21 protein-coding genes are annotated in these 26,960 nt (G+C 72.2%); 4 read left to right on the top strand and 17 right to left on the bottom strand.

The annotated features are described in order from the left end of the window. Positions 1 to 5: 5 nt before the first annotated feature. The 4 genes from M6G08_RS16010 to nsdA all read right to left on the bottom strand — a co-directional run bounded on the left by M6G08_RS16010 (position 6) and on the right by nsdA (position 5,994). On the bottom strand, positions 6 to 2,453 hold the full coding sequence (locus M6G08_RS16010; protein ID WP_272587837.1) for a [protein-PII] uridylyltransferase: 2,448 nt from the start codon (positions 2,451 to 2,453) through the stop codon (positions 6 to 8). Positions 2,454 to 2,482: 29 nt separating this feature from the next. Next, on the bottom strand, positions 2,483 to 2,821 hold the full coding sequence (locus M6G08_RS16005) for a P-II family nitrogen regulator (RefSeq protein ID WP_006346309.1): 339 nt from the start codon (positions 2,819 to 2,821) through the stop codon (positions 2,483 to 2,485). Beyond that, complete coding sequence (locus tag M6G08_RS16000; RefSeq protein ID WP_272587836.1) at positions 2,818 to 4,182, bottom strand: ammonium transporter; 1,365 nt, start codon at positions 4,180 to 4,182, stop codon at positions 2,818 to 2,820. The genes M6G08_RS16005 and M6G08_RS16000 overlap by 4 nt, the downstream gene beginning before the upstream one ends. 318 nt (positions 4,183 to 4,500) lie before the next feature. Then, positions 4,501 to 5,994: a transcriptional repressor NsdA gene (gene nsdA / locus M6G08_RS15995; protein ID WP_272587835.1), complete on the bottom strand. Its 1,494-nt coding sequence runs from the start codon at positions 5,992 to 5,994 to the stop codon at positions 4,501 to 4,503. A 444-nt stretch (positions 5,995 to 6,438) separates the two neighbouring features. Between nsdA and M6G08_RS15990 the strand changes: the two genes are divergently transcribed. Continuing rightward, the gene (locus M6G08_RS15990) at positions 6,439 to 7,110 is read left to right on the top strand and encodes a bifunctional DNA primase/polymerase (RefSeq protein ID WP_272587834.1); all 672 of its coding nucleotides are present in this window, start codon (positions 6,439 to 6,441) and stop codon (positions 7,108 to 7,110) included. A 208-nt stretch (positions 7,111 to 7,318) separates the two neighbouring features. On the opposite strand, the gene ftsY is transcribed toward M6G08_RS15990, so the two are convergent. Then, on the bottom strand, positions 7,319 to 8,527 hold the full coding sequence (gene ftsY, locus M6G08_RS15985; RefSeq protein ID WP_272587833.1) for a signal recognition particle-docking protein FtsY: 1,209 nt from the start codon (positions 8,525 to 8,527) through the stop codon (positions 7,319 to 7,321). 176 nt (positions 8,528 to 8,703) lie between these two features. On the opposite strand from ftsY, the gene M6G08_RS15980 reads away from it, so the two are divergent. Continuing rightward, on the top strand, positions 8,704 to 10,155 hold the full coding sequence (locus M6G08_RS15980; protein WP_272587832.1) for a cytosine permease: 1,452 nt from the start codon (positions 8,704 to 8,706) through the stop codon (positions 10,153 to 10,155). Between the two features lie 1,115 nt (positions 10,156 to 11,270). Here the strand turns inward: M6G08_RS15980 and M6G08_RS15975 are convergent. The 4 genes from M6G08_RS15975 to M6G08_RS15960 all read right to left on the bottom strand — a co-directional run bounded on the left by M6G08_RS15975 (position 11,271) and on the right by M6G08_RS15960 (position 17,604). Further along, positions 11,271 to 12,686 (bottom strand): sugar porter family MFS transporter, encoded by a 1,416-nt coding sequence (locus M6G08_RS15975; RefSeq protein ID WP_272587831.1) that lies wholly within the window; start codon positions 12,684 to 12,686, stop codon positions 11,271 to 11,273. A gap of 216 nt (positions 12,687 to 12,902) precedes the next feature. Further along, on the bottom strand, positions 12,903 to 16,457 hold the full coding sequence (gene smc, locus M6G08_RS15970) for a chromosome segregation protein SMC (protein ID WP_272587830.1): 3,555 nt from the start codon (positions 16,455 to 16,457) through the stop codon (positions 12,903 to 12,905). A gap of 273 nt (positions 16,458 to 16,730) precedes the next feature. Next, the gene (locus tag M6G08_RS15965) at positions 16,731 to 16,943 is read right to left on the bottom strand and encodes a hypothetical protein (RefSeq protein WP_003973418.1); all 213 of its coding nucleotides are present in this window, start codon (positions 16,941 to 16,943) and stop codon (positions 16,731 to 16,733) included. A 379-nt stretch (positions 16,944 to 17,322) separates the two neighbouring features. Beyond that, on the bottom strand, positions 17,323 to 17,604 hold the full coding sequence (locus tag M6G08_RS15960; RefSeq protein ID WP_073731596.1) for an acylphosphatase: 282 nt from the start codon (positions 17,602 to 17,604) through the stop codon (positions 17,323 to 17,325). Positions 17,605 to 17,790: 186 nt separating this feature from the next. Between M6G08_RS15960 and M6G08_RS15955 the strand changes: the two genes are divergently transcribed. After that, positions 17,791 to 19,020 (top strand): CAP domain-containing protein, encoded by a 1,230-nt coding sequence (locus tag M6G08_RS15955; RefSeq protein ID WP_272587829.1) that lies wholly within the window; start codon positions 17,791 to 17,793, stop codon positions 19,018 to 19,020. A 24-nt stretch (positions 19,021 to 19,044) separates the two neighbouring features. Further along, positions 19,045 to 19,452 (top strand): winged helix-turn-helix transcriptional regulator, encoded by a 408-nt coding sequence (locus tag M6G08_RS15950; RefSeq protein WP_272587827.1) that lies wholly within the window; start codon positions 19,045 to 19,047, stop codon positions 19,450 to 19,452. Between the two features lie 19 nt (positions 19,453 to 19,471). On the opposite strand, the gene mutM is transcribed toward M6G08_RS15950, so the two are convergent. The 8 genes from mutM to recG form a co-directional block, all read right to left on the bottom strand. Further along, positions 19,472 to 20,332 (bottom strand): bifunctional DNA-formamidopyrimidine glycosylase/DNA-(apurinic or apyrimidinic site) lyase, encoded by an 861-nt coding sequence (gene mutM / locus M6G08_RS15945; protein WP_272587826.1) that lies wholly within the window; start codon positions 20,330 to 20,332, stop codon positions 19,472 to 19,474. A gap of 88 nt (positions 20,333 to 20,420) precedes the next feature. After that, complete coding sequence (gene rnc / locus M6G08_RS15940) at positions 20,421 to 21,266, bottom strand: ribonuclease III (protein ID WP_272587825.1); 846 nt, start codon at positions 21,264 to 21,266, stop codon at positions 20,421 to 20,423. 7 nt (positions 21,267 to 21,273) lie between these two features. Further along, positions 21,274 to 21,447: a 50S ribosomal protein L32 gene (gene rpmF, locus M6G08_RS15935; protein WP_003951102.1), complete on the bottom strand. Its 174-nt coding sequence runs from the start codon at positions 21,445 to 21,447 to the stop codon at positions 21,274 to 21,276. Positions 21,448 to 21,449: 2 nt separating this feature from the next. Further along, positions 21,450 to 22,094: a YceD family protein gene (locus M6G08_RS15930; protein ID WP_272587824.1), complete on the bottom strand. Its 645-nt coding sequence runs from the start codon at positions 22,092 to 22,094 to the stop codon at positions 21,450 to 21,452. A gap of 155 nt (positions 22,095 to 22,249) precedes the next feature. Further along, positions 22,250 to 23,368, bottom strand: a complete 1,119-nt coding sequence (locus tag M6G08_RS15925) for a F0F1 ATP synthase subunit B family protein (RefSeq protein ID WP_272587823.1) — start codon at positions 23,366 to 23,368, stop codon at positions 22,250 to 22,252. Between the two features lie 121 nt (positions 23,369 to 23,489). Continuing rightward, a complete protein-coding gene (gene coaD / locus M6G08_RS15920; RefSeq protein ID WP_272591350.1) occupies positions 23,490 to 23,969 on the bottom strand; it encodes a pantetheine-phosphate adenylyltransferase in 480 nt (159 codons plus the stop codon). Between the two features lie 26 nt (positions 23,970 to 23,995). Then, positions 23,996 to 24,583, bottom strand: a complete 588-nt coding sequence (gene rsmD, locus M6G08_RS15915) for a 16S rRNA (guanine(966)-N(2))-methyltransferase RsmD (protein WP_272587822.1) — start codon at positions 24,581 to 24,583, stop codon at positions 23,996 to 23,998. A gap of 107 nt (positions 24,584 to 24,690) precedes the next feature. Then, on the bottom strand, positions 24,691 to 26,901 hold the full coding sequence (recG, locus tag M6G08_RS15910) for an ATP-dependent DNA helicase RecG (RefSeq protein WP_272587821.1): 2,211 nt from the start codon (positions 26,899 to 26,901) through the stop codon (positions 24,691 to 24,693). Positions 26,902 to 26,960: the final 59 nt, after the last annotated feature.

The following is a 26,960-nucleotide window of genomic DNA, read 5'->3' as shown; positions in this document are numbered from 1 at the left end:
TATGGTCACGCCCGCAGCAACTCCTCCAGTTCCCTGGCCACGGCCGCCGCCTCCTCCCCCAGCAACGGTGCCCCCTCGCCCCCGGTCACATAGAAGGCGTCCACCGCGTTCGCCCCCAGCGTGCTGACATGCGCACTGCGTACCCGCACCCCCGCCCCCTCCAGCGCCCGCCCGAGCCGGAACAGCAGGCCGGGCGCGTCCTGCGCCCGGACCTCGATCACCGTGGCCAGCCGGGACGCGGCCGGGGCGACCGTCACCCGGGGCGGGGGCGGCGCCGCGCCCCGGCGGCGCGGGTAGGCGGCGTCGCGCTCGGCGAGCCGCGCGGCGGTGTCAAGGCTGCCGTCCAGGGCCCGGACCAGGTCGGCCCGCAGCCGGGTGGCCTGCGGCAGCGAGCCGTACTCGGCGGCGACCCGCCAGTCCAGCAGCAGCACGGAGCCGTCCACGCCGTCCGGCAGCGGCAGGGACCGCAGCTCGGCGGTGCGGACGGTGAGCCGGTGCAGGGCCAGGACCCCGGCGACCGCGGGGAGCACGCCCGGCTGGTCGGGCACGGCGAGCAGCAGCTCCACACCGAGCGGCTCCGGGTCGGCACGCGGCGCCGCACCGCCCGGGGGCTCCGTCTGCGCCCGCAGCGCGAGCACCGGCCCGCCCGTGCGGAACGCCTCGACGGCGAGCCGTTCCTGCTCGGCGGTGGGCGCGCCCGCCTCGGGCTCCGCCGGCGGGTCCCCGGCCAGGACCGCCGAGACGCGCTTGACCAGGTCGGCGACGAGGGAGGCGCGCCAGGACGACCAGGCCGCGGGTCCGGTGGCGAGCGCGTCCGCCTCGGTCAGGGCGTGCAGCAGTTCCAGGGTGCCCTCCGTGCCGACCGCCTCGGCGACCGTGCGGACGGTGGCCGGGTCGTCGAGGTCGCGCCGGGTGGCCGTCTCGACGAGCAGCAGGTGGTGGCGTACGAGGGTGGCCAGGACGGCCGCGTCGGCGCGGTCGAAGCCGATGCGGGCCGCCACGTCCCGGGCGATGGTCTCCCCGGCCACCGAGTGGTCCCCGGGCCAGCCCTTGCCGATGTCGTGCAGCAGCGCGGCGACCAGGAGCAGGTCGGGCCGGTGGACCCGGCGGGCGAAGCCGGAGGCGCGGACGGCTGTCTCGACGAGGTGCCGGTCGACGGTCCACACGTGCACGGCGTTGCGCTGCGGGCGGCAGCGCACCCGCTCCCAGTCGGGCAGCAGCCGGGTGACCAGCCCTTCGGCCTCCAGCGCCTCCCAGACCTGCACCATGGGCCCGCCCGATCCCAGCAGCGTCACCAGCTGCTCCCGCGCTTCGGCGGGCCAGGGCGTGGGCAGCGGGCCCGCGGTGGCGGCGAGGCGCCGTACGGCGTGCAGGGAGAGCGGGAGCCCGGCCTGTGCGGCGGCGGCAGCGGCGCGCAGCGGGAGCACGGGGTCGCGTTCGGGGCGCGCGGTGCGGGCGAGCACCACCTCGCCGTCCTGCTCGACGACACCCTCGGCGAGCGGGGAGCGCTCGGGGACGGGTTTGCCGCCGCCCAGCAGGGTGCGCAGCCTCGGCCGTACGGAGCGTGCCCGCAGTACGCGCCCCACCTCGCGCCAGGTGACGTCCCCGGCGTAGGAGATGACGCGGGCCGCCTCGTACACCTGCCGCAGCAGCGCGTCGGCGTCCAGCAGACCCAGTTCGGCGGCCACCTGGTCCTGCTCCTGCAGCGCCAGCCGGTCGGTGGCCCGGCCCGTCGCCAGGTGCAGCGCGTCCCGTACGTCGAGCAGGCGGCGCCGGGCGTCGGCGAGGCCCTCGCGCGGTGCGTCGGCCAGCCAGGAGGCGGCGACGGCGCGCAGGGCGGTGGCGTCGCGCAGGCCGCCGCGTGCCTCCTTGAGGTCGGGTTCGAGCAGGAACCGCAGTTCGCCCTGGCGTTCGGCGCGGTCGGCGCAGAGGTCGCGCAGCTCGGGGAGGCGTTGGGGGGCCTGGTTGCGCCAGTCGGCGAGGACGGTGGTGCGCAGTGCGGCGGTCAGTCCGAGGTCGCCGGCGAGGTGGCGGGCGTCCAGCAGGCCGAGGTGGACCTTGAGGTCCTCGCCCGCCGTCTTCCGGGCCTGAGCGGGCGTGCGTACGGAGTGGTCGAGGGCGAGGCCGAGGTCCCAGACGGGGTACCAGAGGCGGTCGGCGAGGGCGGCGACCGCCGTGTCGTCACCGCCGTCGTGCAGCAGGAGCAGGTCCAGGTCGCTGCGCGGGGAGAGCTCACCCCGCCCGTACCCGCCGACGGCGACGAGCGAGACCCCCTTCACTCCCCCGGCCCCCGCGGCGAAGAGGCCGGCCAGCCACGCGTCGGTCAGTTCGGCGAGGGCGGCACGGCGCGGCGGCCCGGACCGCGCCCCCTCGGTGAGGAGGCGCAGCCGGGCCGCCGCGTAACCGCCGGGTCCGGAGTCCTCTGCTTCGTTCGTCACGTCCGTACTCGTCACCCGGCGGCTCCTGTTCCGTTCGTCGCGCCTCAGAGGGCGTCCGGGCCGCGCTCGCCGGTCCGGACCCGTACGGCCGTGTCGACGGGGACCGACCAGACCTTTCCGTCACCGATCTTGCCGGTGCGGGCCGCCTTGACGACGACTTCGATGAGCTGTTCGGCGTCGTCGTCCTCGGCCAGCACCTCGATACGGATCTTGGGCACCAGGTCGACGGTGTACTCGGCACCGCGGTAGACCTCGGTGTGGCCGCGCTGCCGTCCGTAGCCGCTGGCCTCCGTCACGGTCAGTCCGTGCACCCCGAAGGCCTGGAGGGCCTCCTTGATCTCGTCGAGCCGGTGCGGCTTGACCACGGCGGTGATGAGCTTCATACGTCCACCTTCTTGCTGTCGGCCTGCTTGCTGTCGGCCCGGGCCGCGGTCGCGGGAGCGGCCGGGAGTGCGGTCGTCCGGGCGGCACCGCCCCCGGCGCCGCTGAAGTCGTACGCGGTCTCGGCGTGCTCGGCCTGGTCGATGCCGGCCACCTCGTCGTCCTCGGGGACCCGCATGCCGATCGTCCTGTGCAGGATCAGGGCGAGGATCGCGGAGACGACCAGGGAGTAGGCGAGGACGCCGAAGACTCCGGCGCACTGCTTCCAGAACTGGTCCAGTCCGCCGCCGTAGAAGAGGCCCGCGACGTCGGACTGGCCCTTGCCGGTGGCGAAGAAGCCGACGAGGAGGGAACCGAGGATGCCGCCGACGAGGTGGACGCCGACGACGTCGAGGGAGTCGTCGTAGCCGAACTTGTACTTCAGGCCGACGGCCATGGCGCAGAGCACGCCGGCGATGATGCCGACGGCGATGGCGCCGAGCGGGGAGACCGCGCCGCCCGCCGGGGTGATGGCGACCAGGCCGGAGACGGCGCCGGAGGCGGCGCCGAGCGTGGTGAAGGCGCCGTGCCGGATCTTCTCGTAGGCGAGCCAGCCGAGGACGGCCGCACCGGTGGCGACCTGCGTGTTGACGAACATCAGCGCGCCGACGCCGTCGTCGTTGCCGAGCCAGGAGCCGGCGTTGAAGCCGAACCAGCCGAACCACAGCAGACCGGCGCCGAGCATGACCAGCGGCAGGCTGTGCGGACGCATCGGGTCCTTCTTGAAGCCGACCCGCTTGCCGATGACGAGGATCACGCCGAGCGCGGCGGCACCGGCGTTGATGTGCACGGCCGTACCGCCGGCGAAGTCGATGACGCCCAGTTCGAAGGCCCAGCCGCCGGCGCCCCACACCCAGTGGGCGACCGGGAAGTAGACGATCGTGGCCCACAGGGCGACGAACAGCGCCCAGGCCGTGAACTTCACCCGGTCCGCGAGGGCGCCGCTGATCAGGGCGGGGGTGAGGACGGCGAACATCAGCTGGAAGACCAGGAAGACGAAGACGGGGATGGTGTAGCCGTCCCACAGCTCGGTCAGGCCGATGTCGCTCAGGCCCACCCAGTCGGAGTTCCAGCCGACGATGCTGCCGGTGTCGGTGCCGAACGCCATGGAGAAGCCGTAGAGCACCCACAGGACGGTGACGATGCCGAGGCTGATGAAGCTCATCATCAGCATGTTCAGGGTGCTTTTGACGCGGACCATGCCCCCGTAGAAGAAGGCCAGGGCCGGCGTCATGAGCATCACCAGGGCGGAGCAGATGAGCATGAAGCCCGTGTTGGCGGCAGAGAGCTCCGTCTCTGCGGCGAGCGTGATGGCTGGAGCCATCGGCGTCTCCTCGTCGTTGGTACGGCCCCGTGCGGGCGAAGCCTGGCGGGCGGGCTGTGAGGGGTGGGCCGGTTATGCGCCAAGAGATTGGCGCAGCGCGGTTTCGGTGGGTGCCCCTCGTTGTTTCGCCGCCGTGACGAAGGCGCTGTGCGTGTTACGCGTCGGTGAACTGCGGGATGCGGGGCCGGGCGGTCGTTGTCGTGGCGCGACGTCCCGGCCGCGGACGTGAGCCGGCCGCGGCGGCCTCCGAATGACCTGGCATGGGGGAGCCGAGTCGGGCAGTTCGGGAGGGCCGGCCGCGGCCGGGGCTGGTGGGTTTCAGACCGCTTCGGCGGTCTCCGGCAACTCGACCGCGAGCCGTTCGGTCAGGTCGATGACCTCGCCGAGGTCGCCGAAATCGCGTACGGCCGTGTCGACGGTCTTGCGGATGCGGGTGTTGACGCGTTCGGAGCGGACCTTCTTGGCGATGCCCATGGCCTCGACGGCCAGTCCGGTGCTCTGCTCGGGCTCGCGGCGCAGCAGGTGCACGGTGGCCATGCCGATCAGGTTCAGCGCGTAGGAGCGCTGGTGTTCCTCGTCCTCGGCGAACAGCTCGACCGCGCGGCGCATCAGCGGCTCGGCCAGGGAGGCGTAGGTGGGGCTGCGGCCGGCGACGTAGGCTAGGTCGCGGAAGGAGTGGCTGTTCTCGCCGTAGAGCTCGGCCTCGGAGAAGAAGCGGATCCAGTCGGGGTCCGGCTCGTCCCACTCGTCGGCCTCGGCGAAGGTGTCCTCCGCCATCCGCACCGCGCGCTTGCAGCGGCCGGGCTGGCCCATGTTGGCGTAGGCGCGGGCCTCCATCGCGTACAGCATCGACTGGGTGCGGGGGCTGGCGCAGTCCCGGCTGCCGTACTGCGCGAGGTGGATCAGCTCCAGGGCGTCGTCGGGCCGGCCGAGGTGGATCATCTGGCGGCTCATGCTGGAGAGGATGTACGAGCCGAGCGGCCGGTCGCCGGCTTCCTTGGCGGCGTGCAGGGCGAGGACGAAGTACTTCTGCGCGGTGGGCTGGAGCCCCACGTCGTACGACATCCAGCCGGCCAGCTCGGCGAGTTCGGCGGCAACCTTGAACAGCTTGGCGCGGGTGGCCTCGCCCTGCGGTTCCTGGAGGAGGTCGGTCACCTCGTGCAGCTGTCCGACGACCGCCTTGCGGCGCAGGCCGCCGCCGCACTGGGCGTCCCAGCGGCGGAACATCACCGCGGTGGACTCCAGCAGGTCCAGCTCCGGCCTGGACAGGCGCCCGCGCGCGCGTGAGCCCGGTGCGGACTCGCGCGCGGCGCCGGCGGCCGGGGGCGAGGGCACGAGCCAGCGCTGCATGGGCTCGATGAGGGACGGGCCCGCGGAGAGGGCCAGCGAGCTCCCGAGGAAGCCGCGCCGCGCCAGCATCAGGTCGCTGCGCGAGAACTCGCTGAGCAGGGCCACGGTCTGCGGGCCCGTCCAGGGCAGGTCGACGCCGGTCGCCGAGGGAGCCGGGCGGGAGGTGCGCAGGCCCAGGTCCTCGACGGAGACGACGACACCGAAGCGTTCGGAGAACAGCTCGGAGAGGATGCGCGGGATCGGCTCGCGCGGATTCTCACCGTCGAGCCAGCGGCGCACGCGCGAGGTGTCCGTGGAGATGTGGCTGGCGCCCAGCTGGCGGGCCCGGCGGTTGACCTGGCGGGCCAGCTCGCCCTTGGACCAGCCGCTGCGGGCGAACCAGGAGGTGAGCAGCTCATTGGGGCGCTTGTCAGCGTGCGAGGCGCTTCCCGCGCTCGTACCGCTTCCGCCGTTGCCGCTCACTGGAACGCCCCCATCCCTGGAACCACCTGTCGCCGAGTGCGCCAAGCCCTATCAGAATGCCGGTGGCCGGGGCCCTCCGTCCGGCGGTTGCCGCCCTTCGAACGGAAAGCCGAGTTGCCTCCGGCATACCCACAAGTGCATGTGCCCAACGGCTTCATGCACACAAAGTAATCCTACGATCACCCGTCCAGCCATGGCGATTGCGGAATCGCCACCATTCGCCACCCCTTCGAATGAACTGGCGACGGCCTGCACGCGATTCACTTGACATAGGCCAACCGGGAGTCGGTGCAACGGTGCACACCGGGGCGTGCGTGGGCCCGCACGCGACCCGGAGTGCATCAGGACGCTGTCTGAACCGCGCCACACTGGGGAGTTGGAAGCAGAGAGTCACGTTTCGCGTCCGCTGCGTAACCGCGTCGGGTCGGACCCGTTGGAGGGGGCATGGGCTTCACGATCGGCATCGGCGGCACCCGGGGCATGCGCGACATCCGGTCCGGCACGCGCCGCCGCGCTCGCGCGACGGAGTGCACCGCGGTGGCCGAGTTCACCGGACTGTGGGGCTGGGACGTGGTGCCGGGGGCCCGGGCCGCCGCCGGCGCCTGCTCCTGCGGGCGGCGCGACTGCCCGGCGCCGGGCGCGCACCCGCTGGACTTCGCGCCCCAGGTGCCCGCCGGGGCCACCCTGGACGAGGCGAGCGAGGCCTGGGCCCAGTTCCCGGGCGCCGCGCTGATGCTGCCGGTCGGACGGCGGTTCGACGTGATCGAGGTGGCCGAGGCCGCCGGGGTGCGGGCGCTGGCCCGGCTGGAGCGCATGGGTCTGCCGCTCGGGCCGGTCACGGCGACCCCGCAGGGCCGCGCCCACTTCTTCGTCGCCCCGGGCTCCGCCGCCGAGTTGCACCGGCTGCTCTACCGCATGGGCTGGGACGACCCCTTGGCCCTGGACCTGCGCGGCCTCGGCCCCGGTACGTACGTCACGGCCCCGCCCTCCGACCGCGGCGGCCTGGGCCCGGTGCGCTGGCTGCGCCCACCGGCCCTCGACTCGGCGACGAAGCCACCGGCGGCCCGGCTGCTGCTGGGGACGCTGGCGTACGTCGCCCATCGGTCGCGGGTGTAGGGCCGCCGCCGGCCCAGGTCCGCTGCGGCTGAGCGCTCGATCACGGCCGGCCACCCCAAGCGGCCCGCCGGAGGAGTCCGCCAGGACACGGTGCGCCCCGACCGTCCGCGAGCCTCCGTGGCAGGACATCCCTTCCGCACACGACGAAGCGCCCGTCCCCGGCCGAGACCCGGGAGCGGGCGCTTTCGCTCGTGGTGCCGCGGCGGCGTCACTCGCCGATGAGGGCATCCACGAAGGCCGCCGGCTCGAACGGCGCCAGGTCGTCCGCGCCCTCGCCGAGCCCGATCAGCTTGACCGGCACGCCCAGCTCGCGCTGCACCGCGACGACGATGCCGCCCTTGGCCGTGCCGTCCAGCTTGGTCAGCACGATGCCGGTGATGTCGACGACCTCGGCGAAGACGCGGGCCTGGATCAGGCCGTTCTGGCCGGTGGTGGCGTCGAGCACGAGCAGCACCTCGTCCAGCGGCGCGTGCTTCTCCACGACCCGCTTGACCTTGCCCAGCTCGTCCATGAGGCCGGTCTTGGTGTGCAGGCGGCCGGCGGTGTCGATGAGCACGACGTCCGAGCCGAGCTCCTTGCCCTCCTTGACCGCGTCGAAAGCGACGGAGGCCGGGTCGCCGGCCTCCGGGCCGCGCACGGTGTGGGCGCCGACCCGCTCGCCCCAGGTCTGGAGCTGGTCGGCGGCGGCGGCACGGAAGGTGTCGGCGGCACCGAGGACGACGCTGCGGCCGTCGGCGACCAGGACGCGGGCGAGCTTGCCGGTGGTGGTGGTCTTGCCGGTGCCGTTGACCCCGACGACCATGACGATGCCGGGCTTGCTGTTCGGCGGCTCGGTCTTGACCTCGCGGTCCATGTCGGGGCCGACCAGGTTGATCAGCTCCTCGCGCAGCAGGCCGCGCAACTCCTCGGGAGTGCGGGTGCCGAGCACCTTCACCCGCTCGCGCAGCCGCTCGACCAGCTCCTGCGTGGGCTGCACCCCGACGTCGGCGGTGAGCAGCGTGTCCTCGATCTCCTCCCAGGTGTCGTCGTCGAGGTGCTCCCGTGAGAGCAGGGTGAGCAGGCCCTTGCCGAGGGCGTTCTGCGAGCGGGAGAGGCGGGCACGGAGCCGGACCAGACGACCGGCGGTGGGCTCGGGAACCTCGAGCTGAGGAACCTCGAGCTCTTCGACGACGGGCGGCTCCTCGACGGTGGCGGTGCCGCCGTCCGGGAGGTCGACCTCCTCTATCGTCCGGCGCGCTTCGTCGCGCGGTGTCTCGGCCTCTTCGCCGACGTGCGGCTCGGTCGGAGGGGCGGTGATGTCGGGCGCGGACGGGGGCGGCGGAGGCAGCTGCTTCTTGCGGCGGCTGCCCACGATCAGCCCGCCGAGCGCGCCGATCACGACCACGGCGATGACTACAGCAAGGATGACGATTTCCATAACCCGTCCAGTATCAGCCATGGACCCCGAGGACCGTCTGTTTGTGGCTTTCCACAAAGGACAAAGGGCACTGGAAGGAAGGAGTCGGATCAAAGTACGATGGTAGAGGCCACGTCAACGCGCGTAGAGTCCCGACCGACTCCTCTTCTCACACGATCGAGGCACGGACCCCCCACATGAGCAAGACCGCCGAGACCGAAGGCGCACTCGAAACCCGCGGCATCGAGCAGGTGCCCGACCACGAGCGCACCGCCCGCACCCGCGAGCTCTTCCCGACCTGGGTCGGCGCCAACATCAGCGTGCTGCTGCTCACGATGGGCGCGAGCCTCGTCGTGGCGTACCAGCTCAACTTCTGGCAGGCCCTGGTCGTCGCGGCCGCCGCCCCGGTCGTGTCGTACGGCCTGGTCGGGCTGATCGGCATCGCCGGCAAGCGCGGTGGCGCGCCCGGCATGGCGCTCTCCCGCGCGGTGTTCGGCCAGCGGGGCAACCTGCTGCCCGGTTCGCTGATCTGGATCGCCCGCTGGGGCTGGGAGACGATCAACGCGGTAACCGGCGCGTACGCGCTGCTCACCGTGCTGGACATCGTGTTCGGCATCAAGGCCAACAGCGTGCTGGACATGGTGACGCTGCTCGCCTTCGTGGTGGCGACGTTCGCGATCTCCGGGCTGGGCATCAACGCCGTACAGAAGTGCAACAAGTACGCGACGTACCTCTTCGGCGCCTTCTCGGTGCTGGTGCTGGGCTACCTGGTCGTCGACACCGACTGGTCCGCGGTCTTCGACCGGTCCGCCGGTTCGGTGGCCGCGATGATCACGGGCGTCGGCCTGATCGCGGCCGGCGGCGTGAGCTGGATCCCGTCCGCCCCGGACTTCACCCGGTACCTGCCGCGCACGGCCTCCTCGAAGGGGATCGTGGGCGTCACGGTCGGCGGCGCGGGCATCGTCGTACTGCCCATGGTCCTGATGGGCATGATCATGGCCGTCTCCACGCCGGACCTGGCCTCGGCCGCCGACCCGGTGTCCTTCCTCGGTGAGATCCTGCCCACCTGGATCGCGGTGCCGTACCTGCTGATCGCGCTGATCGGCATGCTGCTGATCAACTCGATGTCCATGTACTCGGCCGGTTTCACCGCGCAGACCCTGGGCTTCAAGATCCCGCGCCACTGGGCGGTCTCGGTCAACGCGGTCATCTCGCTGATCTTCGGCGGCGTGCTGATGCTGGTGGCGACCAGCTTCATGGGCTCCTTCATCGCCTTCCTGTCGCTGCTCGCGGTCGCCTTCTCGGCCTGGGTCGGCGTCTTCGGCGCGGACATGCTGCGCGGTCGGGAGTACGACGGCGCGGCTATGGCGGACACCACGCGCACCAGCGCGTACTGGTACCGGGGCGGCTTCTCCCCCGCCGCCGTCGCCGCCTGGGCGGTGGGTCTCGTCGCGGGCCTGATGTTCACCACCTCCGACTGGTTCACCGGCCCGCTGGCCACGAACAACTTCGTCGGCGAGTACGGGCTGGGCTGGGTGGCCACGGTCGTGATCTCCGGTCTGCTGTACGCGGTACTGCCGAAGCCGGCCCTGGTCGTCCCGGCGACGCCGGCCGAGCGGGCGGCGGAGCAGGAGCCCGCGTCCGTCTGAGCCGACCGCGTCCGGTCCGGCCCGCGTCCCCTCTCGCCCTCCGGCGAGGGGGGACGTTCGCTTTGCGCTCGGCGCGCACGGCCCCGGCCGTCCCATCACGGGATCGGGCGGCACTCGGCGACGACGGGCGCCCGCCGCAGTGTCCCCCCACGGTCGGGCCCCTCGGCCGCTCACCCGGCCCCGGGGACCCGGCCACCCGGCGCCGAAGCCCTCGGCGCGCGTGGAGACCGCGGCCCCGCAGCGACCCGAAGCACCCGCGCACGACAGCGGCCATTGGCACGCCCACCATCGGAAACGGCGGGCTCGGCGCCCCTGGGCACCCACCGCCCCGTTCCGCGAGACGCCCCCGAACCGTAGGGCCCCCCACGGTCGAGCCCCTCGGCCGCTCACCCGGCCCCGGGGACCCGGCCACCCGGCGCCGAAGCCCTCGGCGCGCGTGGAGACCGCGGCCCCGCAGCGACCCGAAGCACCCGCGCACGACAGCGGCCATTGGCACGCCCACCATGGGAAACGGCGGGCTCGGCGCCCCTGGGCACCCACCGCCCCGTTCCGCGAGACGCCCCCGAACCGTAGGGCCCCCCACGGTCGAGCCCCTCGGCCGCTCACCCGGCCCCGGGGGCCCGGCCACCCGGCGCCGAAGCCCTCGGCGCGCGTGGAGACCGCGGCCCCGCAGTGACCCGAAGCGCCCGCGCACGACAGCGGCCATTGGCACGCCCACCATCGGAAACGGCGGGCTCGGCGCCCCTGGGCACCCACCGCCCCGTTCCGCGAGACGCCCCCCGAGCCGTAGGGACCCCCGCACGGCCGGGCCCTCGACGCCCCGCCCGCCGCGCCCAGGGGCCCGGCCAAGCCGGCGCCAGGGAGCCCCCGACAGGCACGGAGACCGCCTCGGTCCCGGAGTAACCCGAGGCACCCGCGTGCGACCGCGGTCGGCGCCACTCGCCGGTGGCGGCCCCGCCGCGCTGGGACAAGCCGGCCATGCCGGCCGGCGGGCGCGGGTGACCTGCCGCGCACACACCGCCGCCCCGCCCGGAAGTGACCGGGCGGGGCGGCGGACGGTACGGGGAGAGGGGCAGCGGGGATTGGGCCCTTCTCCCCGGGTTCGGGGCGGGCGGTCAGCCCATCTCCTCCAGGGCCTTGCCCTTCGTCTCCTTGACGAACTTCAGGACGAAGGGGATGGAGAGCGCGGCGAAGATCGTGTAGATCACGTAGGTGCCGGAGAGGTTCCACTCGGCCAGCGACGGGAAGCTCGCGGTGATGGCCCAGTTGGCGATCCACTGCGCGGCGGCGGCCACGCCCAGCGCGGCGGCACGGAGCCTGTTCGGGAACATCTCGCCGAGGAAGACCCAGACGACCACACCCCAGGACAGGGCGAAGAAGAGCACGAACAGGTGCGCGGCGATCAGGGCGACCCAGCCCTGCGTGGCCGGGAGCTTGCCGTCGACCAGGTCGAAGGAGAAGGCCCAGGCCTCCAGCGCGAGGCCGATGACCATGCCGACCGAGCCGATGATGGCGAGCGGCTTGCGCCCGATGCGGTCCACGAAGATCATCGCGATCACGGTGCCGACGATGTTGATGATCGACGTCGTGAACGAGTAGAAGAAGGACTGCGTCGGGTCGACGCCGACCGACTGCCACAGCGTCGCGGAGTAGTAGAAGGCGACGTTGATGCCGACGAACTGCTGGAAGACCGACAGGCCGATGCCGATCCAGACGATCGGCTTGAAGAAGAAGCTGCCGCCGAGCAGGTCCTTGAAGGAGGACTTCTCCTCACGGTGCATGGCGTGCTCGATCTCGGCGACGCGGGCGTCGAAGTCCACGTCCTTGCCCTCGACCTCTTCGAGGATCTTCTTCGCGCGCTCGTGCTTGCCGACGGAGATCAGGAAGCGCGGGGACTCCGGGATGGCGAAGGAGAGCAGGCCGTACAGGACCGCCGGGATCACCATGATGCCCAGCATGACCTGCCAGGCCTCCAGGCCCATCAGCTCACCGCGCTGGTCACCGTCGGCGGCGTTGAGGATCCCCCAGTTGACGAGCTGCGAGACGGCGATGCCGATGACGATCGCGGCCTGCTGGAAGGACCCGAGCCGGCCGCGGTAGGCGGGCGGGGAGACCTCGGCGATGTAGGCGGGGCCGATCACCGAGGCCATCCCGATGGCGAAGCCGCCGATGACGCGCCACATGGCGAGGTCCCACAGCGCGAAGGGCAGCGCGGAACCGACGGCGCTGACCGTGAAGAGGACCGCCGCGATCTGCATGCAGCGGATGCGGCCGATGCGGTCGGCGATGCGGCCCGCGGTCGCCGCGCCGATGGCACAGCCGATCAGGGCGATGGCGATCACCTGGGCCAGCACCGCGGAACCGACGTCGTAGCGGTCCCGGATGGCCTCGACCGCACCGTTGATCACGGAGCTGTCGTAGCCGAAGAGGAAACCGCCCATCGCGGCCGCCGCGGCGATGAAGATGACGTGCCCGAGATGGTCGGGGTGAGCCGTCCGGGCTCCTGATGATGCCTGCGATGTGCTGGCCACGTGTACTCCTCGGGCTACCGGCAACGCTGCCGGGGTGGTTCGCCTTCGAGGTGCCGTCAGAAGGAAGCTGAAGGGACCTGAAGGTAAAAGCAACGTTGCAGAGACTATGCCTTCAAGTTTCGAAGTCAATAGGTCGAGAGGTGTGAGTTTAGAGATGCGATAGAGGGTCACTCGTTCAAGACTTGAAGCTATGCACCTGCTGTGCACCCCAGTGAACTAGCGCAGCCGCTGGCTGATGACCTTCGACACACCGTCGCCCTGCATGGACACGCCGTAGAGCGCGTCGGCGACCTCCATCGTGCGCTTCTGGTGCGTGATCACGATCAGCTGCGAGGCCTCCTGCAGCTCCTGCATGATCCGGATCAGCCGCTGGAGGTTGGTGTCGTCGAGTGCCGCCTCGACCTCGTCCATGACGTAGAACGGGCTGGGCCGCGCCTTGAAGATCGACACGAGCATCGCCACCGCCGTCAGCGACCGCTCCCCGCCCGACAGCAGCGACAGCCGCTTGACCTTCTTTCCCGGCGGCCGGGCCTCGACGTCCACGCCCGTGGTGAGCATGTTGTCGGGGTCGGTCAGGATCAGCCGCCCCTCACCGCCCGGGAACAGCCGGCCGAAGACCCCCTCGAACTCCCGGGCCGTGTCCCGGAAGGCCTCGGTGAAGACCTGCTCGACGCGCTCGTCGACCTCCTTGACGACCTGGAGCAGGTCGGCGCGGGTCTTCTTCAGGTCCTCCAGCTGCTCGCTGAGGAACTGGTGCCGTTCCTCCAGCGCCGCGAACTCCTCCAGCGCCAGCGGATTCACCTTGCCGAGCTGCTGGTAGGCGCGCTCGGCGGCCTTCAGACGCTTCTCCTGCTCGGCGCGGACGAAGGGCCGGGGACGGTTTCGCGGGTGTTCCGGGTCGGCGGGGAGCTCTTCGCCGTCGGCGGGGGGCGAGGGCGGCACCTCTTGATGGGGGCCGTACTCGGCCGCGAGCCCCTCCGGTTCCACACCGAGTTCCTCCAGCGCCTTGGTCTCCAGCTGCTCGATGCGCAGCCGCTTCTCGGCGCCGAGTACCTCGCCCCGGTGGACTGAATCCGTCAACTTGTCGAGCTCCGCCTTGAGATCGCGCCCGGCGGTGCGCGCGGCGGCCAGCTCCTGTTCGCGCCGGGCTTTGGCGGCGTCGGCGGCGGTGCGCTCCTCGTCGGCGCGGGTCAGGGAGACCTCGACGTGCGCGAGCAGCTGCCGGGCTCCGGTGGCGACCGCTTCGGCGACGGCGGCCTCGTGGCGGAGCCTTGCCCTGCGCTGTTCGGCACGCGCGCGTGCCTCACGTTCGGTGCGGGCCGCGCGGTCCAGGGAGTCGGCGCGCCCGGCGAGGCCCTTGACCCGCTCCTCATGGGTACGGGCCTGGAGCCGGGCCTCCATCTCCGTCTGGCGGGCGTTGGCACCGTCGGCGGCGAGCCGGTCGCGCACGGAGGTGTCCGGTTCCTCCTCGACCGGCATCTCCTCGGCGACGGCCAGCCGCTCGGCCAGCTCCTCGACCTCCATGAGCGCCTTGTCCAGCGCCTCCTGGGCCCGCGCGGCCGCCGCGGCGGACCGTTCCGCCTCACCGGCCGCGCCCCGCGCCTGGCCCGCGAGCCGCCCGAGCTGCTGGGCGACGGCCGACTTCTCCCGGTCGGCGGCCCGGCGCCGCTCCCCCAGCTCCTCGACGAGCGCGGCGCACTCCCGGCGCCGTTCGACTGCCGCCTCCTGCGCCCCGGCCAGCTCCTCGCACCGCACGCCCAGCTCGGCCAGCTCGGCCGCGGCCTGGTCCACGGAGGCCTGCACCTCCAGCAGGCTGGGCGCCCCGGCGGATCCGCCCTGCGCGAAGTGCGCGCCCAGCAGGTCGCCCTCGGCGGTGACGGCGGTCAGCTCCGGGTGGGCGTAGACGAGGTCCTCGGCGTCCTCCAGGGTGCCGACCACGACGATCCCGCGCAGCAGCCGCCGTACGGCGGGCATCAGGTCGTCGGGGCCCCGGACCAGGTCGGCGGCGTACGGCGGTCCGTCGCCCGGGCGCCCGTCGGGTACGTCGTCGGGGGCGCCGGCGAGCAGCAGGGCGGCCCGGCCGGCGTCCTGCTTGCGCAGCAGGCGGATGGCGTCGGCGGCGGCCGCCGGGGAGGTGACGGCGAGAGCGTCGGCGGCGGCGCCGAAGGCGGTGGCCAGGGCGGCCTCGTGACCGGGCGTGACGGTGAGGAGTCCGGCGGCCGGGCCGAGCAGTCCGGCGAGCCGGTCCTTGGCCGCGAGCACCGCGCCGGTGCCGTCCTTGCGGCGCAGCCCGAGGGCCAGGGCCTCGTGGCGGGCCTGCGTGGCCGCGCGTTCGCGCTCCGCCGCGGTGACCGCCTCGCGGGCGGCGCTGAGGGCGGCCTCCGCCTCGGTGAGCCGGTGCTTGGCGGTCTCGTGCCGCTCGGCGAGTTCCTGGTCGTCGGCGTCGAGTCCGTCGACCTCCGCCCGGAGCGCCTCGTACTCCTCCTGGGCGGCGGCGGCGCGTTCCCGGGACTCGTCGCGGGCCTCGGCCAGCCGCTCGATCTCGGCCTGGGCGGAGGCGGCGCGGGAACGGGCGGCGCCGACCTGGCCGCTGAGCCGGGCCAGTCCCTCTCGGCGGTCGGCGATGGCGCGGGCGGCGTCCTTGAGACGGCGCTCCTCCAGGGCCAGTTCGCGTTCGAGGTCGGCGCGGTGGGCGACGGTGTCCTCCAGGGCGCGTTCGGCCGCCTCCAGGGCCGCTTCGAGTTCGGCCTCCTGCTCGCGGACGCGGGCGGCCTCGCGCTCCAGTTCCTCCGGGTCCCGGCCGCGGCGCTCCTCGGGGGGCGCGGAGGTGGCGCTCTTCACGCGGGCGTCGGCGAGGGAGATCGTGCCGCGCACCCGTTCGGCGAGCTGGGACAGCTCGTACCAGGTCTGCTGGGCGCGCTGGAGGCGCGGGGTGAGCCGGCGGACCTCGTCCTCCAGATCGGCCTCGCGGCGCAGTGCCCGGCTCAGCTCCCGCTCGGCGGTCTCCTTGCGTTCCTTGAGCGCGGCCTCGTCGGCGATCTCGGCGTCGAGCGCCTCGCGGAGCCGTACGAGGTCGTCGGCGAGGAGGCGCAGGCGCGCGTCCCGCAGGTCGGCCTGGATGACGGCGGCCCGGCGGGCGACGGCGGCCTGCCGGCCGAGCGGTTTCAGCTGGCGGCGCAGCTCGTCCGTCAGGTCCTGCACGCGGGCGAGGTTGGCCCGCATCGCGTCGAGCTTGCGGAGCGCCTTCTCCTTGCGCTTGCGGTGCTTGAGGACGCCCGCGGCCTCTTCGATGAAGGCGCGGCGGCCCATCGGGTCGGCGTGCAGGACGGAGTCGAGCTGGCCCTGGCCGACGATGACGTGCATCTCGCGGCCGATGCCGGAGTCGGAGAGCAGTTCCTGGATGTCGAGGAGGCGGCAGGTGTCGCCGTTGATCTGGTACTCGCTGCCGCCGTTGCGGAACATGATCCGCGTGATGGTGACCTCGGCGTACTCGATGGGCAGGGCCCCGTCGGAGTTGTCGATGGTCAGCGACACCTCGGCCCGGCCGAGCGGCGGGCGGCCGGTGGTGCCGGCGAAGATGACGTCCTCCATCTTGCCGCCGCGCAGCGACTTGGCCCCCTGTTCGCCCATGACCCAGCTGAGCGCGTCCACCACGTTGGACTTGCCCGAGCCGTTCGGTCCGACCACGCAGGTGATGCCGGGCTCGAACCGGAGCGTGGTCGCCGACGCGAACGACTTGAACCCGCGCAGGGTCAGGGCCTTCAGGTGCACGCCGTCGGACTCTACCTTTCGCGGGTGTCTCACTCCATGAACCGGTGAACCGCCGCGGTTTCACGAGTGAACGTGCAGGGCACATCAGACGTTGAAGAGGGTGAAAGGATGCGCGGGGCAGGAACGGGCGGGGGCCGGACGGCACAGGCGCTGGGACGGGGGCAAGAAAGAAGGGACGCCGAAGCGTCCCTTGCAGACTCTGACACCTGCGGTGGTACGGGCGAGCCCGACCACTGCCGTGCCGTAGTGGAGCGATGCAGTGATCGGCGGTGATCAGGTGAGCGCAGGCTCCGCCTGGTGTGCGTCAACGCTCTCCATGCTCTCCATGATCCTGTCGTGAGAAGCGGCAGCCGCCAGCGCGTCGTTCTCCGCCTGGATCCGTCCGAGCTCGGATTCCAGGTCCTGGACGCGCTGCTGGAGCCGTCGCATCTCGGCGAGGAGTCGCGGGTCGGAGCCGCCGACGTAACCGAGAAGCGCCTTTGCCATGATGGATGGTCCTCCACAATGAGTGACCGACCGAAGCGGTGTGGGTCGTGTAGGGATCGCACCCGCGGTGCTTGGCACTTTGGAGTTTTTCTGCCGTTCAACCATGCCAAACAGCTAAGGTGCGCGGGGCTTTCAGCGTCTCACCAAAAAGTTTGACGGTCAACACGATCACGCCCCGTATCGACGGGCGCCCGGGGGCGCGCGGCCGGGGAACGGCGGCGCGGCGACTCCTGCGGGCCCCTGGGGGCGTGGCGATCATCCTGCGTGGGGAGCCTGCCACGAGGACGTCATTCTTGGCAACCACCTGCTCGTTTCCATCGTGGAACGCCCTCCCGGGAGACCCTTCCCGGGCACCGGAGGCCGCCGGCGCGACACCGGGTCAGCGGATGGCGAAGCCCTCGTAACCGCCTCGGGGTGTGTCCCAGATCTCGGTCACACCGTCCACGCGTCCGGGCGTGTCGTCACCGTGCAGCCATTCGAGCAGCCCCTCGCAGCGCTCGCGCGGGCCCTCCGCTACGACCTGGACCCGCCCGTCGGCCAGATTGAGAGCAAAGCCACTCATCCCGCCGAGCTCCAGCGCCCTGGCCCGCGTGAACCAGCGGAAACCCACACCTTGAACCTGTCCGCGCACCCACGCGACCAGCCGTACATCCTCGCTCATGGGTGCAAGCTAACCAGTCAATGTCTCGCCGGACACTTCACCCCCTTGCGTCATGCGGTACCGTCCCCACCCAATGAAACTCACCTGAAACTCACTCGAACGTGTGAGTTCCGTGTTGATCGTGAGGAACGTCGACCGCGAGGACACGTCCCGCGTCAGGACCGCGAGGACGAGAAGGGCCAGAACATGGGACGCCACCGACGCTCCGCCGCCGGCCGCGCCGCCACGGGCCGCGCCGCGGGAAGCCGGCAGCCGGACGGTACGACGGGACGGGACGGGCAGCAGCCCGCGCCGGGCGACCGCCCCACGATGGGAATCGCGCCCTACCTGAACCCCGAGGCCTACGCCGAGGTCCGCGCGAAGAGCGACGCCTACCTGTTCGCACCGGACGACGCCGACGGCGGTGGGGACGGCGGCCGCCCGCGGGCCGGCCGCACGGTCCCCTTCCCGAGCGACGGATTCAGCCCCGACGAGGGCACCCGGCACCCGGGAGCGCACCGCCGGCGCCGGAAGAAGGCCGTCACTCCCGTCCGCACCGGCCTCCTCGGCGTCTCCGCCGCGGTCGCCATCGGCACGGTCGCGGTGGCCACGGGCACGGTGCCCGGCCTCGACAACTACCGCTTCGACGGCGGCAGCGGCGCGGGCGACCGGGTGCAGGCCCAGGACGTGCCGACCAACACCCCGTCCGGACAGGGCGGCACCTCCGGCAGCGCCGAGGCGGGCCGGGGCGGCGACACCGCCACGAGCCGCGGCACCGACCGGTCCTCCGCACCGTCCTCGGACGGGACGCCCTCGAAGGGCCCGTCTTCGAAGGCCCCGTCCTCGAAGGCTCCGTCCTCGAAGGCTCCCTCCGAGAAGTCCCCGTCCGAGAGGACCTCCCCCTCGGCCCCGGCGTCGCAGCCCGAGGCCCTCGCCGAGACGCCCTCGAAGTCCCAGCGGCCGGAGTCGACGACTCCCGGCGAGAAGCCGAAGCCCACGCCCTCCCGGCCGGCCACGAAGGACCCGGCGAAGCCGAGCGCGCCCGCGGCGGCCTCGGAGCAGGCCGTCGCCCAGGCCCAGGTGCTCAAGCTGGTCAACGACGAGCGGGCCAAGGTGGGCTGCCGCCCGCTGGCCGCGAACAGCGCCCTGACCGGACTCGCCGAGGACTTCAGCCGGTCCATGGCCGAGCAGGGCTTCTTCGACCACACCGACCCCAGCGGCGCGACCCCCTGGGACCGTGCCGAGGCGGTCGGCATAAGTACCCTCGGCGGCGAGAACATAGCCCGCGGCCAGGCCGACGCCCAGGCCGTGATGGACGCCTGGATGGACAGCCCCGGCCACCGCGCCAACATACTGAACTGCGACTTCCAGACCCTGGGCGTCGGCGTCCACTTCGGCTCCGGCGGGCCGTGGTGGACGCAGAACTTCGGCTACTGACGCCGGCCCACGTACGCTGGCGGTATGTCGACCACGCAGGAGCGCACGGCGGAGCAGGACCTGCCGTACGACGTGTTCTCCCGGGCCTGTCCCTCGCGCGGCACCCTGGAGCACGTCACGGGGCGCTGGGGCGCGCTGACGCTCGGGGCGCTGTACGAGGGGTCCTTCCGCTTCAACGAGCTGCGGCGCCGCGTCGACGGCGTCAGCGAGAAGATGCTGGCCCAGACGCTGCACGCGCTGGAGCGCGACGGCCTGGTGCACCGCGAGGCCCAGCCGACCAACCCGCCGCGCGTGGACTACGAGCTCACGCCGCTGGGGCGTGAGGTGGCCGGGCGGCTGATCGCGCTCATCCAGTGCCTCGAGGGGCGGATGGACGAGGTCCTGGCGTCGCGGGAGCGGTACGACGACGCGCGCCGGACGCCTGCGGTGTGATCCCTGATGGGACGATCACCTAGGGAGCGGTCCTCGGCGGGCGCTGGCACTTCGGGCAGAAGTAGCTGGAGCGGTTCATCCACGGCCTGCGGCGCATCGGTGTGGCGCAGCGGCGGCAGGGCAGGTCCTCGCGGCCGTATGCGTCGAGGGAGCGGTCGAAGTAGCCGGATTCGCCGTTGATGTTGACGTAGAGACTGTCGAAGCTGGTGCCGCCGACGGCGAGGGCGGCGTTCATCACGTCCCGGACGTGGCCGAGGAGTTCGGCGGTGCGGGGGCGGGTGAGGGTCGCGGTGGGGCGTTCGTAGTGCAGGCAGGAGCGCCACAGGGCCTCGTCGGCGTAGATGTTGCCGACGCCGCTGATCAGGGACTGGTCGAGCAGGGCCCGTTTGACGGTGGTGCGCTTGCGGCGCAGGGCGAGGTGGAAGGCCTCGTCGTCGAAGAGCGGGTCGAGCGGGTCCCGGGCGATGTGCGCGATGACGTCGGGCAGGCCGTCGGGGCTGGTCTCGTGCAGGGAGAGACCGCCGAAGGTGCGCTGGTCGACGAAGCGGAGTTCGGTGCCGAGGGCGTCGGTGAAGCGGACGCGGACGCGCAGGTGCTTCTCGGCGGGTGCCTCGTGCGGCTGGACCAGGAGCTGGCCGCTCATGCCGAGGTGGGCGAGGACCGCCTGGCCGGTGTCCTCCAGGGGCAGCCACAGGTACTTGCCGCGGCGGCTGGGCGTGCCGACGCGGTGGCCCTTCAGACGGTGGGCGAAGTCGTCGGGGCCGGCGATGTGCCGGCGTACCGCGCGCGGGTGGAGCACCTCGGCGTCGGCGACGGTGCGGTGGGCGACCCAGCGCTCCAGGCCGCGCCGGACGACTTCGACCTCGGGCAACTCGGGCATGGCATCCCCTCGGACGGTCCGGTGGACCTCCCGAACGCCCACCCCGGTAGTGGGGCGGGCGTTCGGGACGTGCGCTGGTACGGGTGGGTCAGGCGGAGGCCGACGAGGCGTCGGCGGCCTCGGCGGCTTCGGCGGCAGGCTGGTCGGCCGTCGCCTTGGCGCGCTCGTCCGCCGCGGTCTTGATCGACCGCCACGCGGATTCCGCGGCCTGCTGCTCCGCCTCCTTCTTGCTGCGGCCGGTGCCGGTGCCGTACGAGACGCCTCCGACGCGGGCGGCAGCAGTGAAGGTCTTCTCGTGGTCGGGGCCGGTCTCCGTGACCAGGTACTCGGGGACGCCGAGCCCTTCGGTCGCGGTGAGCTCCTGGAGGCTGGTCTTCCAGTCCAGGCCGGCACCGAGGTTGGAGGACTTCTCGATCAGCGGGTCGAACAGGCGGTGCACCAGTTCGGAGGCCGCGTCGAGGCCCTGGTCGAGATAGACCGCGCCGATCACCGCTTCGAGGGTGTCGGCGAGGATGGATGCCTTGTCCCGGCCTCCCGTGCCCTCTTCACCGCGGCCGAGCCGGATGAAGGAGCCGAGTTCGAGCCCGCGGCCCACCTCCGCCAGCGCACGCGAGTTGACCACCGCGGCCCGCAGCTTGGCCAGCTGGCCTTCGGGCAGGTCGGGGTGGGTGCGGTACAGCGTGTCCGTGACGACGAGGCCGAGGACGGAGTCACCGAGGAACTCCAGCCGCTCGTTCGTCGGCAGACCGCCGTTCTCGTACGCGTAGGAACGGTGGGTCAGTGCACGCACCAGAAGGGCGGACTCGAGCCGGTAGCCGAGCCGCCCTTCCAGAAGCGTGTGGGACGAGGCCTGGTTGTTGTCCGCCTTCTTCTTGGCGGGTGGGTCCGCCTTGGCGTCATCCGCCTTCTTGGGGACTGACACAGTGCCTCTCACCAGCCGCTCAGACCTCGAGGACCTGGCGCTTGTTGTAAGTGCCGCAAGACGGGCACGCGATGTGCTGCTGCTTGGGCTCGTGGCAGCGCTCGCACGCAACCAGGGTGGGGACCGCAGCCTTCCACTGCGACCGGCGGTGGCGCGTGTTGCTGCGCGACATCTTCCGCTTCGGAACAGCCACGGCTACTTCTCCTGCTTCTCGTCGACGCCAGGTTCGGCGCCGCTCATCTCGTCCTTCTCGCCGTCTCCGAGTGAACCGGCGAGTCCCTGCAAAGCCGCCCAACGAATGTCGACGGCGTCATGGTGGTGGTCCGGATCGTCCGCCAGGCGTGCTCCGCACTCGGAGCACAGACCCGGGCAGTCTTCCCGGCACACCGGCTGCATCGGCAGTGCGAGCACCACCGCGTCGCGCAGCACGGGTTCGAGGCCGATCAGTCCGTCCTCGACGAAGAACCTGTCCTCGTCGTCCTCGGCGTCGTCGCCCGGTTCCGCCACAGGGCGGCCCCGGTCGTCGGCGTCAGGGTACGAGAACAGTTCCTGGAAGTCCGCGTCGAGCTCCTGCTCGAGCGGCTCCAGACACCTTACGCACTCCCCCTTGGCCTTGGCACGGGCGGTGCCTGTGACGAGCACCCCTTCCATGACCGACTCGAGCCGGAGATCGAGTTCCACCGGGGCGCCTTCCGGCACCGCGATGACTCCCTGGACACCGAAGTCTTTGGGAGCGTCGACCGTGCGGGTCAGGCGCTGCAGCGCACCGGGCCGCCGTCCCAGCTCGTGTGTGTCGAACACGAGGGGGTCGCGGTGGTCGAGGCGCGCGTTCAGAGCCATTCCTGCTTTCGGTCTTCGTGACTGGGGTACAGCTGGGGGACGCCGCCCTTCGGTGCTCCCGGGCAGCGGCGATCGCGGACGTACACGCGACCGAAGAGCCAGGATACTGGACCATTCGCTCACGGCCCAATCCGGGCCGGTCGAGGGCTCCCGCCCTAGAGGCCGCGGCCCTGTTCGTAGGCCCGCAGCTGCTCGGCGCTGATCATGCTGGTGTCGAAGAGGCTGGTCTCGTCGAGGGTCTGAGGCTGGGCCTGCGGGGGGTGCTCGGGCTGCTGGGGCTGTTGCGCCTGAGGGTAGGGCTGCTGTCCGTCGTACGTCTGCTGGGACGCGTCGTAGCCCTGGTACGCATAGGGGTCGGCGGTCTGCTGCTGGTAGGCGTAGGGGTCCTGGCCGCCGTACTGCTGCTGGTAGCCCGCGTACGGGTCGGGCTGCTGCTGGGCGTAGCCGTACGCCGGCTGCTGCGACGGCATCTCCGGCACCGCCTGCTCCGGTGCCCGGGCCGCCGCCGGCTGCGGCTCGTCGTACTCGTGCCGGCGGGGCTGCTGGGCGGGGGTGTCGGAGAGGGCGGCGAGGCCGGCGAGGTAGTCGGCGTCGCTGGAGTGCTGGACGGTGGTGGAGTCGTCGGCGAGGGCGCCGAGGTCGTCGGTGGCGATCCGGCCGTGCAGCTTCTGGCGGCCCCGTCCGACCGCGTCCAGGGTCTTGGCCAGCACCGCCTCGAAGGCGCCGAGCTTGGTGTCGACGTAGGCGTCGGCGTCGCGGCGCAGGACCTCCGGGTCGTGGCTGCGCTCGGGGGCGTCCTCGTCCTCGTAGCCGTTCTCGTCGAGGCCGGGCCCGGTGCCGAGCAGCTTCTCGCGGCCCCGGCCGACGGAGCCGAGGGTCTTGGTGAGGACGACCTCGAAGTTGGCGAGCTTGGAGTCGACGTAGTCGTCGGCCTCGGCGCGGACCTCCTCGGCCTCCTGGCGGGCCTCGGCGAGGATGCGGTCGGCCTCGGCCTGGGAACGGCGGGCGACCTCGGTGTCGGAGATCAGCGAGCCGCGCTCCGCGTGTGCGCTCTCGATGATCCGGTCGGCCTCCTGGCGGGCCTGCGCGACCATCTGCTCCCGGTCGCCGATCAGCTCCTGGGCCTGGGCGAGGGAGCCGGGCAGCTCGGCGCGCAGCTCCTCCAGCAGCGAGAGCAGTTCGGCGCGGTTGACCACGCACGAGGCCGACATGGGCATGGCGCGGGCGCCGGAGACCATCGCGGTGATCTCGTCGAGCTTGTTCTGCACGTCCACCGTGTGCTCGCCACTCTCTACAGCTGTGTTGGAGACGGACGGGACGACTGTACGACCCTGGGGTGTCCGGGGGACACCGGGTGACGGTTTGTCAGTCTCCGGGAGCCGGGCGGCGGCGGTGTCAGTTCTTGCGCAGGCGTTCCGAGAGCGCTTCGAGGACCAGCGGCGGCACCAGGTGGGAGACGTCGCCGCCCCAGGTGGCGACCTCCTTGACCAGGGAGGACGACAGGAAGCTGTAGGTCGGGTTGGTGGGGATGAACAGGGTCTCCACACCGGAGAGGCCGTTGTTCATCTGGGCCATCTGCAGCTCGTAGTCGAAGTCGCTGACCGCACGCAGGCCCTTGACGATGGCCGGGATCTCGCGCTGCTTGCAGAAGTCGACGAGGAGGCCGTGGAAGGACTCCACGCGTACGTTCCCGTACTCGGCGGTGACCTGGCGGATGAGGTCGATCCGCTCCTCGATCTCGAACAGGCCCTTCTTGGCCTGGTTGATCATCACCGCGACGTAGACCTCGTCGTAGAGGCTGGAGGCACGGGCGATGATGTCGAGATGTCCGTTGGTGATCGGGTCGAACGACCCGGGACAGACGGCGCGGCGCACTTGAGTTCCCTCGCTCTCCGGTCCGGTCATCGTGCGTCTTCGCACGTAGAGGCGGCGCGACCGTACCAAAACGTTCCCTCGCCGTAGCGACGGGACCGGATCGCTTCGAAGCCGTCCGGCCACCGGAATTCGCCGCCCCTGGTGCTGCGCTCCACGGTGACGAGCGCTTCGGCGGCGAGCCACCCCTCCGAGCGGAGTGTGAGCAGGATCTCCCGAAGATCGTCGTCGGAGACGGCGTAGGGCGGGTCCAGGAAGACGATGTCGTACGGCTCGCCCGGGGCCGCGCCGCGGACGATCTGTTCCGCCTTGCCCGCCCGGACCTCGGCGCCGGGCAGGCCGAGGGCCTTGACGTTCTCCCGGACGGTTTGGGCGGCGCGGGCGTCTGCCTCGACGAGCAGGACGTGCCCGGCGCCCCGGGACAGGGCCTCCAGGCCGACGGCGCCGGAACCGGCGTACAGGTCGATGACCCGCTCCCCGTCCAGGGGGCCGCCGAGCAGGGACTGCCACGTGGAGAAGAGCCCCTCGCGGGCGCGGTCGGAGGTGGGGCGGGTGCCGGTTCCCCGGGGGACGGCTAGGCGGCGTCCCCCGGCTTTGCCGGCGATCACTCGGGTCATCTGGTGTCCTTGGTCGTGAGCGGCTCTGGGTCCAGTGTGGCTGGTCGTGCCCGCGCCGGTGGAGCCGCACGTCGGCACAGCCCCGCGCTCCCCCGGGCGGGCGATGTTCAGCCCTTCTCCAGGTACTGCTCCCTCTCCTCGTCCAGGAGGGCGTCCAGGGCCGTCCGCAGCCCGGGCAGGGCGGTCAGCTCCGGGTCGGCGGCCACCACCGCCGCCGCCTCCTGTCTCGCCTCGGCGATGATCTCCTCGTCCTCGATCACCGCGAGGACCCGCAGGGAGGTGCGGGCGCCGGACTGGGCCTGGCCGAGGACGTCGCCCTCGCGGCGCTGTTCGAGGTCGATGCGGGAGAGCTCAAAGCCGTCGAGGGTGCCGGCGACGGCGTTCAGCCGCTGGCGGGCCGCGCTCGCCTCTGGCATCTCGGTGACCAGCAGGCACAGACCGGGGGCGGAGCCGCGGCCGACGCGTCCGCGCAGCTGGTGGAGCTGGGAGACACCGAAGCGGTCGGCGTCCATGATGACCATCGCGGTGGCGTTGGGGACGTTGACGCCGACCTCGATGACGGTCGTGGCGACCAGGACGTCGGTCTCGCCGGCCGCGAAGCGGCGCATGACGGCGTCCTTGTCGTCGGGCTGCATACGGCCGTGCAGCACCTCGACCCGCAGGCCCTGGAGCGGGCCCTCGGCGAGCTGTTCGGCGACGTCGAGGACGGCGAGCGGGGGCCGCTTCTCCGCGTCCCCCTCCGGGGCCTTCTTGGCGGCCTTCTTCGGGTCCTCGTCCTCGTCGCCGATGCGCGGGCAGACGACGTACGCCTGGTGGCCGTTCGACACCTCCTCGCGGACCCGTTCCCAGGCCCGCGACAGGAAGTGAGGCTTGTCGGCGGCCGGGACGACGTGGCTGGCGATCGGGGAGCGGCCGGCCGGGAGCTGGTCCAGGACGGAGGTCTCCAGGTCGCCGAAGACGGTCATGGCTACGGTGCGCGGGATGGGCGTGGCGGTCATGACGAGCAGGTGCGGGGGCTGCTTGCCCTTGCCGCGCAGGGCGTCGCGCTGCTCGACGCCGAAGCGGTGCTGTTCGTCGACGACGACCAGGCCGAGGTCGTGGAACTGGACCTTGTCCTCGATCAGCGCGTGGGTGCCGATGACGATGCCCGCCTCGCCGGTGGCCAGGTCGAGCAGGGCGTGCCGGCGGGCGGCGGCGCCCATGGAACCGGTGAGCAGCACCACCTTGGTGGCGTGTTCGGCGCCGCCGAGCATGCCTCCCTCGGCCAGCTCGCCCATCATCTCGACGACCGACCGGTGGTGCTGCTGGGCGAGCACCTCGGTGGGCGCCAGCATCACGGCCTGTCCGCCCGCGTCGACGACGGCGAGCATGGCGCGCAGGGCCACCATCGTCTTGCCCGATCCGACCTCTCCCTGGAGCAGCCGGTGCATGGGGTGGTCCGTGGCGAGGTCGTCGAAGATCTCGCGGGAGACCTTCTGCTGCCCGTCGGTGAGGGTGAAGGGGAGACGGTCGTCGAAGGCCGTCAGCAGGCCGTCCGGGCTCGGCCGCCTCGGGACCGCGGGGAGCTGGGTCTCGGCGTGGCGGCGCCGCGCGAGGGCGACCTGGAGGACGAAGGCCTCGTCCCACTTGAGGCGGGCGCGGGCGTCCTCGATGTCCGCCTTGGTGTGCGGGCGGTGGATCTTCAGCAGGGCCTCGGGGAGGGAGACCAGGCCGCGGCCCTCGCGCAGGGAGTCCGGCAGCGGGTCGACGGCCTCCTGGGCGCTGGGCAGGACCGTCTGGATGGCCTTGGCGAGCTTCCAGGACTCCAGCTTGGCGGTGGCCGGGTAGAGGGGGATGAGGGCGCCCGCCCAGGACTCCACGGTCTCGCCGCCGTCGGGGTCGCCGCGCAGCAGCTCGTACGCCGGGTGGGCCAGTTGGAGCCGGCGGTTGAAGACGGAGACCTTGCCCGCGAACATCGCGCGGGTGCCCGGCAGGAGCTCCTTGTGGGGCTTGTGCACGCCGTTGCCGAAGAAGACCAGCTGGAGGCGGCCGCTGCCGTCGGTGATGGTCACCTCCAGGCGCTGTCCCTTGCCGCGCGGCGCCTTCGACGAGGCGAAGGTGTGCAGGCGGGCGTCGGCGACCTGGGCGACCACCGTGACGTGCTCCTCCATGGGGAGGTCGGCCAGGTGCGTGAGCTGACCGCGCTCCTCGTATCTGCGGGGGTAGTGGTGGAGGAGGTCGCCGACGGTGTGCAGGCCGAGGTGCTCGGCCATCACCTTCGCGGTGGCGGGGCCGAGGACCTTCTTCAGTGGTTCTCGCAGTGCGGGCACGAGATCCATTGCACACCACGCCACTGACAATGGCCCCGAACCTCCCGGCGGACCGGCGGTGCCCGTCG

The organism is Streptomyces sp. M92, assembly GCF_028473745.1.
Lineage (GTDB): Bacteria > Actinomycetota > Actinomycetes > Streptomycetales > Streptomycetaceae > Streptomyces.
Note: the sequence above shows the minus strand (reverse complement) of the source record. Positions and strands in the feature narration are given on the sequence as shown.

Bases quoted from the DNA above. Each gene is read 5' to 3' on its own strand.
- M6G08_RS15960 (WP_073731596.1), bottom strand. From the start codon at position 17,604: ATGAGCGAGGATGTACGGCTGGTCGCGTGGGTGCGCGGACAGGTTCAA.
- M6G08_RS15965 (WP_003973418.1), bottom strand. From the start codon at position 16,943: ATGGCAAAGGCGCTTCTCGGTTACGTCGGCGGCTCCGACCCGCGACTC.
- M6G08_RS15950 (WP_272587827.1), top strand. From the start codon at position 19,045: ATGTCGACCACGCAGGAGCGCACGGCGGAGCAGGACCTGCCGTACGAC.
- M6G08_RS16000 (WP_272587836.1), bottom strand. From the start codon at position 4,182: ATGGCTCCAGCCATCACGCTCGCCGCAGAGACGGAGCTCTCTGCCGCC.
- M6G08_RS15980 (WP_272587832.1), top strand. From the start codon at position 8,704: ATGAGCAAGACCGCCGAGACCGAAGGCGCACTCGAAACCCGCGGCATC.
- M6G08_RS15990 (WP_272587834.1), top strand. From the start codon at position 6,439: ATGGGCTTCACGATCGGCATCGGCGGCACCCGGGGCATGCGCGACATC.
- M6G08_RS16005 (WP_006346309.1), bottom strand. From the start codon at position 2,821: ATGAAGCTCATCACCGCCGTGGTCAAGCCGCACCGGCTCGACGAGATC.
- recG (WP_272587821.1), bottom strand. From the start codon at position 26,901: ATGGATCTCGTGCCCGCACTGCGAGAACCACTGAAGAAGGTCCTCGGC.
- mutM (WP_272587826.1), bottom strand. From the start codon at position 20,332: ATGCCCGAGTTGCCCGAGGTCGAAGTCGTCCGGCGCGGCCTGGAGCGC.
- M6G08_RS15955 (WP_272587829.1), top strand. From the start codon at position 17,791: ATGGGACGCCACCGACGCTCCGCCGCCGGCCGCGCCGCCACGGGCCGC.
- rsmD (WP_272587822.1), bottom strand. From the start codon at position 24,583: ATGACCCGAGTGATCGCCGGCAAAGCCGGGGGACGCCGCCTAGCCGTC.
- M6G08_RS15930 (WP_272587824.1), bottom strand. From the start codon at position 22,094: ATGGCTCTGAACGCGCGCCTCGACCACCGCGACCCCCTCGTGTTCGAC.
- ftsY (WP_272587833.1), bottom strand. From the start codon at position 8,527: ATGGAAATCGTCATCCTTGCTGTAGTCATCGCCGTGGTCGTGATCGGC.